This window comes from Chryseobacterium sp. A301 (assembly GCF_054489425.1).
Genome location: NZ_JBTMWY010000004.1, coordinates 1 through 12,438, shown reverse-complemented (window position 1 = coordinate 12,438; position 12,438 = coordinate 1). Strand labels below are relative to the sequence as shown.

The following is a 12,438-nucleotide window of genomic DNA, read 5'->3' as shown; positions in this document are numbered from 1 at the left end:
AATCAAAAAGCGGCCTTCCAAAATTGGAAGGCCGCTTTTTAAATTATAGTTCTGCTTCTTACTTCGCAAGAACTTCTTTCACTTTGTTTGCCGCTTCTTCAAGTGTAATTGCAGAGTGAATAGGTAGACCTGCTTGGTCAATTAATTGTTTCGCTTCTTCTGCATTGGTTCCTTGCAATCTTACGATTAGCGGAACTGGGAATTCTCCAATCGCTTTGTAAGCATCTACAACTCCTTGTGCAACACGGTCGCATCGTACGATACCTCCGAAGATATTAATTAAAATTGCTTTTACGTTTGGATCTTTAAGGATGATATCGAAAGCGATTTTCACTCTTGCCGCATCTGCTGTCCCCCCAACATCCAGGAAGTTTGCAGGGTTACCGCCTGAAAGCTTAATAATGTCCATGGTCGCCATGGCTAGACCTGCACCGTTCACCATACAAGCAACGTCTCCGTCTAATTTAACGAAGTTAAGTCCTGCTTCGCCTGCTTCTACGTCCATTGGATCTTCTTCTCTTTTGTCTCTTAATTCCGCTAAGTCTTTATGACGGAACAAAGAATTGTCATCCAAAGTCACTTTTGCATCTACCGCAATGATTTTATTGTCTGAGGTTTTTAAAACCGGGTTGATTTCAAACAAAGAAGCGTCAATCCCTACATACGCATTGTATAGACTGGATATGAATTTCACAAATTCTTTGAACGCATTTCCTTCTAGACCAAGGTTGAAGGCAATCTTACGAGCCTGGAACCCTTGAAGACCTAAAGCTGGATCTACGATTTCTTTGTGAATTAAATGAGGAGTCTCTTCCGCAACTTGTTCAATATCCATTCCCCCTTCGGTAGAATAAACCACTGTGTTTTTGCCTTGAGCTCTGTCTAAAAGGATGGACACGTAAAACTCTTTGGTTTCCGTCTCGCCTGGATAATAAACGTCTTCTGCAACTAGCACTGAGTTTACTAATTTTCCTTCGGCCGAAGTTTGTGGAGTCACAAGCTGCATGCCTAGAATATTCTGTGCATTTTCTTTAAGTTTCTCCAAGTTAGGGGAAAACTTAACACCGCCACCTTTACCACGTCCGCCAGCGTGAACTTGAGCCTTAACAACCCAGCCTTCGTTGCCGTTCATTTCTTTAAGTTTACCTGCAGCGTCTAGAGCTTGCTCGACATTGTCTGCCACAAAACCGCGCTGAATTGCAACGCCATACTTTGCTAAAATCTCTTTAGACTGATACTCGTGAAGATTCATAATATTTTAATTAGATTTAAATTCTTAAGTCGCACAAATTTACGAAAAAGTTAAGAGTTGGGGCGTGGGAAAAATAGATTTTTTTACCCCTGCAAATTCCGACGGGTAAAAAGCACAAAGGGATAGAGATTTCCTACGTGTGTCCCGCTCGTAAAACAACTCCTCCTAAAGTTTTACTTTCAAAAAATGATAGATCAAAAGACCCCAGCTGAGAATCATAAACAATCCTCCTAGCGGTGTAATAGGTCCTAAGAACTTTAAATTCACCCCCCAGTATTCTTGGAAGCTTAGGGCATAGATGCTAAATGAGAAAAGAAGGGTTCCTAAGATCATAAACCAGGAGATCCATTTATCCACACCCGTGTCGAACTTCAAAATAAAACCGACGACAAGTAGGAAAAAAGCCGCATACATTTGGTACCGAACTCCGGTCTCAAAACTAGCTAATTTTTCTACAGATAAGATCTTGCGAAAGGCATGAGCACCAAATGCGCCAAGGATTACAGACAGGAGTCCATAAATTGCACCGATCACTAGGGTTGCTGTTTTCATAATATTCCAGATTTAATTTTATTGTTTTCTGCTAAATTCTATTATTCTGTCCCCCCTCGCAATTGGTTCAATTGGGAAATTACTTCGTGGTGGGTCACGGTTTTGGTCTTAAAATACGTCACGAAATAGTCTTTCTCCTCCTGCGTAGCATTTAGCTGGTTCAAAATATTAAAAAGGTGCATCTTCATATGTCCCTTTTGAATCCCAGTGGTAATTAGCGAGCGTAAAGCTGCAAAATTCTGGGCAAGTCCAGAGACCGCTAAGATACTCATTAATTCCTGTGCTGAGGGTTTTCCAAGAAGTGCAAAGGAAAACTTTACTAAAGGATGTAAATTTGTAAGCCCACCTACAACGCCTACAGAAACGGGCAAATCAATCCAAAATCGAAAAACTCCGTCCTCCACGGTGCAGTGGGAAAGCGATCGGTACTGCCCGTCCCTTGCTGCGTAGGCGTGAGCACAAGCTTCCGTGGCTCGAAAATCATTTCCAGTGGCAATGACTACGGCATCGACCCCGTTCATAATCCCCTTGTTATGAGTGGTCGCCCGAAAGGGTTCTAACTCGGCAATGGTAACCGCCTGCTTAAATTTCCACGCGAACTCTTCGTTGGAGATCCCACTATCGTCGTTGATTTCATCTATTTGACAGCTTACTTCAGCCCGTACCAAACAATCCGGTGTATAGTTCGAAAGAATATTCATAACCACTTGAAGTGATTCTTTTTCTTCGCTCGTAAAGCTATCTTCGTTTTGCACCTCTTCTCGGAGTGTTTTTCCAAACTGCTCTAGGCAAGAATTAATAAAATTAGCACCCATGGAATCCACTGTATCAAAACTCGCTTTGATCTGGTAGTAATTCTCCATATCTGCGGTCTTATCAACCAATCGAATGTTGAGAATCCCCCCTCCTCTCGCGCGCATATTGTAGGTAATGGCCTCGGTGGCTTCAAAGAGTTTCTTCTTCAATCTAAAATTGAAAAAATGCTGGATTTTATGGGTCTCGGCTTTAAAAATGAAATGAGTGTGACCTAGTTTTTTGGTATTCACAATCGTGGTTTTGAACCCACCCTTCTGAAGCCAGAATTTGGCAGCTTTCGAAGCGGCCGCAACGACAGAACTTTCTTCTACGGCCATCGGCAATGCAAAAAGCTTCCCATCAATCAAAAAATTGGGTGCGATTCCATAAGGCATGTAAAAATTTGTCAGTGTATTTTCTGAAAATTCCTCGTGTAGTTTTTGAAGGTCCGTATCCGGGTTCCAATATTGAGTTAAGACCTCCTCATAACGAGTGTCTCCGCTTAAATATTCTTGGACAATCCACTCTATTTTCTGGGATTTGCTGAGTCTTGAAAATCCTTCAATGGGCTTGTGCATCATGGTATGTTTTGGTATTTCTAGCGGCTGTTAAATGCCGTATCTATTTAATTAAATCTCCATCGGATTCAAGGCAAAGATAATGAAATATACCTTTCGAGCCTTGCTTTGAGACACTTTGTGAGGAGATGAATTCAAGCCCTTTTGAAAATAAAATTCTTTGAACACCCTACCTTATAACGATCGAATATTGGGAAAATGAGATGTATTCTCATAGCGCTATCGAGCAAACTCTAGTTTCAGAATTTTCATATAAGTCGAGCTCCATTAGCGTATTCCTTTGTCTTCAGCCCTATTGGGTCTCTACTCCATTCCAAGTTCTACTCCACATCAAAAAAAAACAAATTTATACTTATATACTTCTCAGGTAAAGAATTTAACAAAACTTTGACATTCCAAATTCGAAATCGGAAATAAAATACCCTAACTTTACTTTCTTATCCTACATCAATGCAACGAGGGAATTTCCTGGGGTATCTTTGCACTATCAAAACACACATTAACAATTAAAAAATATTATTATGTCAACAAAATGGAACTTAGACCTTGCACACAGTGAAATCACTTTTAAAGTAAGACACCTTATGATTTCAAACGTGAAAGGACAATTCACAGATTTTAACGTCGAACTAGAAAGCGAAGACGATCAATTTAAAAATGTAAATGCAAAAGCAGAAATCAAAACGGACTCCGTTAACACCAAGAGTGCAGACCGTGACACCCACTTAAAAAGTGCTGATTTCTTCAACGCAGAACAATTCCCAACCATCACCTTCCAAACCAACAAATTGAATGACGAAGTGACAGGAGAATTAACTATTAACGGTGTTACAAAACCTATTACTCTTGACGTAGAATTTGGAGGAGTAGGTGTAGACCCTTGGGGAAATACAAAAGCAGGTTTCTCCTTTGATGGAAAAATCAAACGAAGCGAATTTGGTCTTAACTGGAACGCTGCCCTAGAAGCAGGAGGCGTTATGGTTAGTGACGACGTGAAAATCGCAGGAGAACTTCAGTTCGTGAAAGCATAAATTTTTCATAGTATAGTTTTTGGAGTTCATCTTGTGGTCACACAGATGAACTCTTTTCATTTTCAAATCTTGCCTTATGAATTTACAAGACCTAGAGCGCCTTGCTTCCGATTTTAAACCGACCGAGCAAATGCCCGTCCTTTTTCTAGGACATGGATCCCCAATGAACGCAATCGAAGAAAATCAATTTGTGCAAGGATTTCGTCAAGTAGCGAGTGAAATCCCAACACCCAAAGCAATTTTATGCATTTCAGCACATTGGTTCACAAGGGGAACATTCGTCACAGCCATGGAACTACCCAAAACCATTCACGATTTTGGAGGTTTTCCACAAGCTTTATTTGATGTTCAATATCCCGCGAAAGGCAGTCCCGGTTTAGCGGACCAAACCAAAGAACTACTTCTTCCTGCCTCAGTGCAGTTAGACGAATCCTGGGGACTTGACCATGGGGCGTGGAGTGTACTTCGTCACATGTACCCTGAAGCAGACATCCCTGTAATCCAGTTGAGTATTGACTACACAAAAGATGCAGCCTATCATTTTGATTTAGCCCAAAGACTCTCCAAATTAAGAAATAGCGGCATTTTGATTATTGGAAGTGGCAACATTGTTCATAATTTACGACTAATCGATTGGCGAAACATCAACACCGTAGGAGCGGGTTGGGATTGGGCAATTGAGGCCCATCAAAAAACAAACGAATGGATTTTGGATGGGAATTTTGACCCCCTGATTTCCTATCAAAAACAAGGCACCGCCCTTCAATATGCAGTGCCAAGTCCAGATCATTATTTACCTCTGATTTACTCTTTAGGGCTTAAAGGCAAAAAAGAAGCGGTTTCTCTTTTTAACGACGAGCTCATAGGCGGAAGCTTAAGCATGACAAGCGTTAAAATTGGAAATTTTTAAGCGATTAGTTCACTTCGAATTTTCTTTCTCGAATCAAAGTAGCGATGGATAGAATATCCTTACCTATTAGTCGATCGTCTTCTAATTTGTCCACTTGCGTGCGAATTAGGTCGTAATTTTTCTCTACAATTTTTGAACATTTTGCAGGGCGTCTAAACTCAAGTCCTTGCGCTGCGAACATTAATTCGACTGCTAATATGGACACAAGATTCTCAAGAACTTGGTTGAATTTTCGTCCTGAAATACTTCCCATGGAAACGTGGTCCTCCTGACCTAAGCTGGTAGGAATACTGTCTGCTGAAGCTGGGAAACAAAGTGATTTGTTTTCACTCACAAGTGCTGCCGAGGTATACTGTGGAATCATAAACCCTGAATTCAATCCCGAGCTTTCCGTTAATAATCTTGGAAGTCCAAATTTCCCTTCTAAAAGCAAATAGGAACGTCTGTCTGAAATATTCCCTAATTCTGCTGCAGCAAGGGTGGCATAATCAAGTGGCATGGCAAGCAATTGCCCATGGAAATTTCCACCTGAAATACTTTCCTCTGCACTAAGTACAATCGGATTGTCGGTAACAGAATTTAATTCGATTTCAGCCAATTGTTTCAAATGTTCAAATGCATTTCTAGAAGCACCATGTACCTGCGGTACGCAACGCATAGAATAAGGATCTTGCACTCGATCACAGAATTCGTGGGACTTAAGGTTATCTGAATTTTTCAATAATTTGACCATTCTTTGCGCTACTTTTTTACTTCCTGCAAAAGGTCTTATCTCATGAAGTTCTTTTTTGAAGGGACTTGCAGAGCCTCGGTAAGCTTCAAGTGACATGGCAGCTGCAAGATCTGCAAGATCTAGTAAATAGGCCATATTCTCCAAGCCTACTAGAGCATGAGCAAGAATGAACTGGGTCCCATTGATAAGTCCTAGCCCTTCTTTTGGTCCCAAATCCAAAGGTTCTAGTTTATGCTTCTTTAAAACTCTTGCACTGTCCACAGGCACACCATTTTCCCAAATTTCGCCGAGTCCCAAAAGGGGAAGCACCATATGAGACAAAGGAGCCAAATCACCGGAGGCTCCTACCGATCCTTGTTCTGGCACTACGGGAATTAAATCTTTCTCCACCATAAGAATCAGACGCTCAATCATCTTCAAACTCACCCCCGAATACCCTTTGGAAAGAGCATGAATCTTCGAAATCATCATCAGTTTTGATAATTTTTTATCGATCGGCTTTCCTACGCCTACGGCGTGGGAAATAATTAAATTATATTGAAGTTGAGCTGTTTCTTCGTCAGATATTTTCACATCGCACAATGGACCAAATCCCGTATTTATTCCGTAGACCGTTTGATCGGAATCTACAATTTTTCGCACATTCTTTTCCGAAGCGAGAATTCTTACTTTAGCGGCCTTATTTAATTTCGCCAATTTCGGTTTCTCTGCAATGGCAAGTACATCCTCTAAGGAAAGGATATCGGTTCCGTATATCATAGGGTAATTTTTGACTAATTTACAACTTTTCTTAAAACTTGCATCTTCCTAGCGGAATGAAATTAGCGCAATCCCTAGGCTTGCAAAAATCTACTTCTTTTTCTCCCGCTAGAAATACTACTCCCCACAAAGCGAAGGATATCCACTTGAAATTAGTACTTTTGTAGGGTGGACAGCGCATTAGAATTACAACTTAAGACCCTACCGACAGACCCAGGTGTTTACCGATATTACGACGTAAACGACCAACTCTTGTATGTGGGCAAAGCGAAGAATTTAAAAAAAAGAGTACTCTCCTATTTCAACAAGACTCTTTCCGGATATCGAACGAAAATTATGGTGGGGAAGATTCACCGTTTAGAAACCACAATTGTTCCGAGTGAATACGATGCGCTACTTTTAGAAAACAATCTCATTAAAGAGCATCGTCCTATTTACAACGTCCTAATGAAGGACGATAAAACCTACCCTTGGATTTGTATAAAAAACGAAGCATTCCCTCGAGTATTCCTGACAAGGAATCGCATTAAAGATGGATCCGAGTATTATGGACCTTACGCCAAGGTTCGTCCTGCAAAAGTCCTATTGGACACGATTAAAAATCTCTATCAAATTCGTTCATGCAGCCTCAATCTTTCTCCAGAAAAGGTTGCAGAAGGGAAATACCGAGTTTGCCTGGAATACCACATCAAGAACTGCAAAGGACCCTGTGAAGGTCTTGAGTCTAAAGAAAGTTACGATGACAAGATTGAGGCCATTCGCGGCATCGTAAAAGGAGATTTCCGAAAAGCAAAAGAGTACCTCCAGCAAGAGATGATCGGATTTGCGCAAAATCTAGAATTTGAAAGCGCCCAATTGGTCAAAGATCGTCTTGCGCAACTTGAAGACTATCAAGCAAAGCACACGGTGGTCAATCCACACATTGATGATGTTGATGTTTTTGCGATGATTAGTGACCAAAGCGAAGCCTTTGTCAACTATTTTAAAATTAAAAATGGAAACATTATTCAAAGCTATACCACGGAGATCAAAAAAGTACTTGAAGAACCAGACGAAGAAATATTAGAAGAGGCAATTATTGAAATTCGCAAACGATTTAAATCTGATTCCAAAGAAATTTATTTGCCGTTTCATCTTGCAGTTGAGTTTCCGGGCATCAAATTAATTGTACCCAAAGTTGGAGATAAAAAACGACTTGTTGAGCTCTCGGAAAAAAATGCAAAAGAATACCGGGTGGAGAAACTTAAGCAAGTTCAAATTGTCGATCCCCAGCGCCATACCGATCGGATTATGGCCGAGATGCAAAAGCTCCTGAAAATGCCAAAAGAACCCCGTCATATCGAGGGGTTTGACAACTCAAATATTCAAGGAACAAATCCAGTGTCTGCCTGTGTTGTATTCAAAGACGGAAAGCCCAGCAAAGCGGACTATCGAATTTTTCATCCTAAAACCGTGGAAGGTCCTGACGATTATGCCACCATGGAAGAAGTAGTTTACAGACGCTACAAACGACTTTTGGACGAGGGCCAAAGTTTGCCACAGTTGATCTTAATTGATGGAGGTAAAGGCCAGCTATCCTCTGCTATGAAAAGTCTTTCTCTGCTTGGAATCAGCCACAAAATCACCGTGATTGGGATTGCAAAAAGACTTGAAGAAATTTACTTCCCGCACGATCCTGTGCCTTTGTATTTGGATAAGAAATCAGAGACTCTAAAGGTTTTGCAACGTGTTCGTGATGAATCTCACCGATTCGGGGTGAAACACCATCGAGCTCGCCGAAAGAACTCCACCATTTTGACCGAACTCGATCAAATTAAAGGCGTGGGAGAGAAAACAACTTTGCAATTACTTCAGTCGTTAAAATCGGTGAAACGGGTTAAAGAAGCTTCTCAACAGACCTTAGAATCGATCATAGGAAAACAAAAGGCATCCCTTGTTTGGACTCATTTCCACCCAAATGAATCCTAAGGAGTTTCTTACTTCCCAACAAACACTTCTTTTGTAAAATTTCCTTTAGAATCACGCATCTCAATCACGAAATTCTCCCCTTCGCTATATCCTATAGCCGTAGAGGCATCCCCTAGAGTTACGTGGTAAATACCTGTTTTAGCAGACTCTTTAAAGTCCGCAAAAGGCGCCGTATTTTTTGGCTGGGTTAAAATAAAATGGCCAGCTCCAAGATTCACTTTTGTGTAGTCCACTCCTTTCCAAGTAAATACTTGGAATCCAGAACTAGCTTCCACTTTTGTTTGGATAGTTTCAACCACTTCAGTGCTCGTAGTCTCTTGCGCTTTCGCAGGGGCTGAGGCCACCTGCTTTTGCTCCACAATCACCTGCTTAGGAGTTTCCTTTACCACCTCCTTCATAGCAGGACTAGACGCCTTAATATTCACGCCACTTCCTGTCGATACGGGCACTTGAGCAATGGCTTGCAAAAGCGCATCTTGAAATCCTTTGTGGAATTCTTTAATGCGAGACTCCGCCTTAAATGAGCTTACGACTCGGCCCTTGCAATCTTTAAACACTAAACTAACTTTGTTTCTAAACATATTGCTCGTATCGACAAGCTCTGCAGATACAACTTGGCATAGATCGTTTCCAATCTGAGATGCCAAAATCGAGGGTTCCTCCTGAGATGTACTATAGTTCTTATCCTCAAGTTTACTTTGTAAAATCTTGTTTAAATTATAAGCATTGTTTGTTTTGAAATCGTTGAATTTCACAGGTACATACACGTATTTATAGTCTGCTAAGTTTTGAGCACCAAGAAGCAAACTAAGAAATACAAAACTTAAAGAAAGAAGAATTTTCATAACATCAAAGGTTTAAATCCAAATTTAGAAAAAAAAACTGAATTCAGGGTAAGTCATTTCATTTAAAACAGCATTTGAAAATCCCGTACAAAAGATTAAGATGCCCTTACCACACCTTTACGATTCAATAAGTTCGCCGTCGTTTTGCTTAGCCAGTTTGAGAGTTCTTCGGGTCTTAATAATTCCATTTACAACTATGGATAAAATCATAACAAGCGATGCGACATAAAAGATAGGACTCATATGTTCTGAATCACCAAAGATGAAATAGGCTAAAATAATCCCATAAACAGGTTCTAAATTCACAGTCAACACCAAAGTAAAAGGAGTAATATACTTCATTAATTTGATGGACTCAAACATAGGAAAGGCTGTAAAGAAACCTGCCAAAATAGTAACTAATATCAAATCACGTGTGGAAATATTCCCCATATCACCAAGCTGTCCCGTAAATAGAAAAATAACAGACAATACAGCCCAGCCGCACAGGATTTCATAGAAAATAATATTCCCGGAGGAAGTTTTACCGTACAGCTTTCCATTAAAGACCGAAAAGATAGTTCCAAAGAGCGCAGTCAAGATTCCGAAGAAAATTCCCTCTTTGTACTGAAACTCAGTACTGAAAATAAGATACATACATGCTACAATAACCACCCCCATTATAATTTCTGAAAGATCCATCTTTCGTTTAAATACAAGAGGCTCTAGTAGAGCAGCAAAAAGAGTGGAGAGTGATAAACAACTTAAGGCAATGGAAACATTGGATACTTTAATCGAGTAGAAAAAGAAGAGCCAATGCAGACCCATGAAGGTACCTACACCCGCCAATTGAAAGAATAATTTTTTTGAAATGGAAAGACTTTGCTTACGAAAAATTCGTAAGAAGACATAGAGAAATACAGCAGCTAAAAGCATTCGATAAAAAACTAGCACTTGCGCATTGGCATGAATCAACTTTCCAAGTATTGCCGTAAACCCCCACAAAAACACAATTAAGTGCAACCGAAAAAGCGCCGAATTCTTCATATAAAACGTCCTCTGTATGTAATTAGAAAATAATGCAATCGTTCTCCCTTCGCATTCTCACCCCAAAATAGTTCCAAAAGTTTTGAAAACGAAAACAAATGTAAGCCTTTTTTCGATTGAATGAAAAGTCTTATATTTAAGGCTATAATAAATTTTTAAAATGGACCTAGAATTCAATAAACGTGAGGATCAAAATAAATTAGTACTTGCAGAAATCAACCGTCTTTACGCACATATAAAAAAGGGTGGCGGGGAGAAAAGAATTGAAAAACTACATGCGGAAGGGAAAATGACAGCGCGTGAACGTATTGAGTATCTTTTAGATCCTAATTCAAAATCCATAGAAATTGGAGCCTTTGCAGGCTTTGAGATGTACGAAGAAAGTGGCGGCTGCCCCAGTGGAGGGGTTGTAGTTGTAATGGGATATGTCGCAAATCGTCAATGCCTAGTTGTGGCAAACGATGCGACGGTAAAAGCAGGTGCATGGTTTCCAATCACAGGAAAAAAGAATCTAAGAGCACAAGAAATTGCCATGGAAAATCGTCTTCCCATCATTTATCTTGTCGATTCCGCAGGTGTATATTTACCTATGCAGGATGAAATCTTTCCTGACAAAGAACATTTTGGCAGAATTTTTCGCAACAATGCAAAAATGAGTTCCATGGGAATTATTCAAATCTCCGCTGTAATGGGAAGTTGCGTTGCTGGAGGAGCCTATCTTCCTATTATGAGCGACGAAGCCATGATCGTCGATAAAACTGGCTCTATCTTCCTAGCAGGAAGTTACTTAGTCAAAGCCGCTATCGGAGAATCAATTGACAATGAAACCTTAGGAGGAGCAAGTACACACTGTGAAATTTCAGGCGTTACAGACTTTAAAGCAAAAGACGACAAAGATGCCTTAGACAGAATCCGAACCATTATGGGGACTCTTGGCGAATCTCAAAAGGCGGGCTTCAATAGAATTGAACCTCAATTACCAAGTAGAGATCCAAGCGATCTATTTGGAATCATGCCGAATCTAAGGACCGAACAGTACGATACATTTGACATTCTAAGTTGTCTAACAGACAAAGACACCCTACTAGAATACAAACCTGATTATGGAAAAACGATTATCTGTGCGACCGCAAGAATTGATGGCTGGGCCGTAGGCATTGTAGCCAACCAAAGAAAACTTGTCAAAAACGGCAAAGGCGAAACCCAATTTGGAGGAGTCATTTACTCTGACTCGGCGGACAAAGCCACGCGCTTTATCGCGAATTGCAATCAACGTAAAATACCACTCCTCTTCCTTCAAGATGTCACAGGTTTTATGGTCGGATCAAAATCTGAACATGGAGGAATCATCAAAGACGGAGCAAAAATGGTCAATGCAGTAGCCAATAGCGTTGTGCCAAAATTCACGGTGATTACAGGAAACTCTTATGGGGCCGGAAATTATGCCATGTGTGGTAAGGCTTATGATCCTCGACTTATTGTCGCATGGCCATGGGCAGATCTAGCGGTCATGGGTGGATCCCAGGCTGCGAAAGTTTTAGCCCAAATCGAAGCTTCTACCCTTAAAAAACAAGGCATCGAAATTACAGAAGAAAAACAAAATGAAATTCTAGAATCGATTTCAAAGCGCTACGAACAGCAGACGAAAGCCACATATGCGGCAGCAAGGCTTTGGACCGACGCAATCATCAATCCCGAAGATACACGAAAGTGGATTTCAATGGGAATTGAAGCGGCCAATAGAGCGCCTATACAAGAATCCTTTAACATGGGGGTGCTTCAAGTCTAACCTAGCGATTAGAATCTACCCTTTCACCCACAAAAGCATCCCATCTCGGATGCTTTTTTTGTTTTGTATGGGATGTTAGGGATTGGATCCCTTGCTTGCAAGGGGATCTGCCTTCTCCATTCGAGAAGTAAAGACATAAAAAAATCCCCAATCACAATGTGATTGAGGATTCAAAAAAAAACTGGCGGCGACCTACTCTC

The 12,438-nt window shown here is 40.6% G+C and carries 10 protein-coding genes; 4 read left to right on the top strand and 6 right to left on the bottom strand.

Annotation, left to right across the window (positions count from 1 at the left end; all coding sequences use genetic code 11):
• Nucleotides 1–58: 58 nt before the first annotated feature.
• From sucC to ACX3PU_RS07750, 3 genes are all read right to left on the bottom strand, one after another.
• Complete coding sequence (gene sucC / locus ACX3PU_RS07760) at nucleotides 59–1,252, bottom strand: ADP-forming succinate--CoA ligase subunit beta (protein ID WP_459084422.1); 1,194 nt, start codon at nucleotides 1,250–1,252, stop codon at nucleotides 59–61.
• A gap of 165 nt (nucleotides 1,253–1,417) precedes the next feature.
• Nucleotides 1,418–1,804 (bottom strand): DUF423 domain-containing protein, encoded by a 387-nt coding sequence (locus ACX3PU_RS07755; RefSeq protein WP_459084420.1) that lies wholly within the window; start codon nucleotides 1,802–1,804, stop codon nucleotides 1,418–1,420.
• 41 nt (nucleotides 1,805–1,845) lie between these two features.
• The gene (locus ACX3PU_RS07750) at nucleotides 1,846–3,180 is read right to left on the bottom strand and encodes a hydroxymethylglutaryl-CoA reductase, degradative (protein ID WP_459084419.1); all 1,335 of its coding nucleotides are present in this window, start codon (nucleotides 3,178–3,180) and stop codon (nucleotides 1,846–1,848) included.
• A 518-nt stretch (nucleotides 3,181–3,698) separates the two neighbouring features.
• On the opposite strand from ACX3PU_RS07750, the gene ACX3PU_RS07745 reads away from it, so the two are divergent.
• Together ACX3PU_RS07745 and ygiD are read left to right on the top strand one after the other, a co-directional pair.
• Nucleotides 3,699–4,208 (top strand): YceI family protein, encoded by a 510-nt coding sequence (locus ACX3PU_RS07745; RefSeq protein ID WP_459084418.1) that lies wholly within the window; start codon nucleotides 3,699–3,701, stop codon nucleotides 4,206–4,208.
• A 76-nt stretch (nucleotides 4,209–4,284) separates the two neighbouring features.
• Nucleotides 4,285–5,118 carry a 4,5-DOPA-extradiol-dioxygenase gene (ygiD, locus tag ACX3PU_RS07740; RefSeq protein ID WP_459084417.1) on the top strand — a complete coding sequence of 278 codons (834 nt, stop codon included), beginning with the start codon at nucleotides 4,285–4,287 and terminating at the stop codon, nucleotides 5,116–5,118.
• 4 nt (nucleotides 5,119–5,122) lie between these two features.
• On the opposite strand, the gene hutH is transcribed toward ygiD, so the two are convergent.
• The gene (gene hutH / locus ACX3PU_RS07735; RefSeq protein ID WP_459084416.1) at nucleotides 5,123–6,610 is read right to left on the bottom strand and encodes a histidine ammonia-lyase; all 1,488 of its coding nucleotides are present in this window, start codon (nucleotides 6,608–6,610) and stop codon (nucleotides 5,123–5,125) included.
• 168 nt (nucleotides 6,611–6,778) lie between these two features.
• Here hutH and uvrC point away from each other — a divergent pair, with 168 nt between their 5' ends.
• Complete coding sequence (uvrC, locus tag ACX3PU_RS07730) at nucleotides 6,779–8,578, top strand: excinuclease ABC subunit UvrC (protein WP_459084415.1); 1,800 nt, start codon at nucleotides 6,779–6,781, stop codon at nucleotides 8,576–8,578.
• A gap of 8 nt (nucleotides 8,579–8,586) precedes the next feature.
• On the opposite strand, the gene ACX3PU_RS07725 is transcribed toward uvrC, so the two are convergent.
• Both ACX3PU_RS07725 and ACX3PU_RS07720 read right to left on the bottom strand, forming a co-directional pair.
• The gene (locus ACX3PU_RS07725; RefSeq protein ID WP_459084414.1) at nucleotides 8,587–9,423 is read right to left on the bottom strand and encodes a hypothetical protein; all 837 of its coding nucleotides are present in this window, start codon (nucleotides 9,421–9,423) and stop codon (nucleotides 8,587–8,589) included.
• 117 nt (nucleotides 9,424–9,540) lie between these two features.
• Nucleotides 9,541–10,449: a DMT family transporter gene (locus ACX3PU_RS07720; RefSeq protein WP_459084413.1), complete on the bottom strand. Its 909-nt coding sequence runs from the start codon at nucleotides 10,447–10,449 to the stop codon at nucleotides 9,541–9,543.
• 160 nt (nucleotides 10,450–10,609) lie between these two features.
• On the opposite strand from ACX3PU_RS07720, the gene ACX3PU_RS07715 reads away from it, so the two are divergent.
• Nucleotides 10,610–12,238 (top strand): acyl-CoA carboxylase subunit beta, encoded by a 1,629-nt coding sequence (locus ACX3PU_RS07715; RefSeq protein ID WP_459084412.1) that lies wholly within the window; start codon nucleotides 10,610–10,612, stop codon nucleotides 12,236–12,238.
• Nucleotides 12,239–12,438: the final 200 nt, after the last annotated feature.

Coding starts and splice junctions, on each gene's coding strand:
- sucC (WP_459084422.1), bottom strand. CDS start 1,252: ATGAATCTTCACGAGTATCAGTCTAAAGAGATTTTAGCAAAGTATGGC.
- ACX3PU_RS07755 (WP_459084420.1), bottom strand. CDS start 1,804: ATGAAAACAGCAACCCTAGTGATCGGTGCAATTTATGGACTCCTGTCT.
- ACX3PU_RS07750 (WP_459084419.1), bottom strand. CDS start 3,180: ATGATGCACAAGCCCATTGAAGGATTTTCAAGACTCAGCAAATCCCAG.
- ACX3PU_RS07745 (WP_459084418.1), top strand. CDS start 3,699: ATGTCAACAAAATGGAACTTAGACCTTGCACACAGTGAAATCACTTTT.
- ygiD (WP_459084417.1), top strand. CDS start 4,285: ATGAATTTACAAGACCTAGAGCGCCTTGCTTCCGATTTTAAACCGACC.
- hutH (WP_459084416.1), bottom strand. CDS start 6,610: ATGATATACGGAACCGATATCCTTTCCTTAGAGGATGTACTTGCCATT.
- ACX3PU_RS07725 (WP_459084414.1), bottom strand. CDS start 9,423: ATGAAAATTCTTCTTTCTTTAAGTTTTGTATTTCTTAGTTTGCTTCTT.
- ACX3PU_RS07720 (WP_459084413.1), bottom strand. CDS start 10,449: ATGAAGAATTCGGCGCTTTTTCGGTTGCACTTAATTGTGTTTTTGTGG.
- ACX3PU_RS07715 (WP_459084412.1), top strand. CDS start 10,610: ATGGACCTAGAATTCAATAAACGTGAGGATCAAAATAAATTAGTACTT.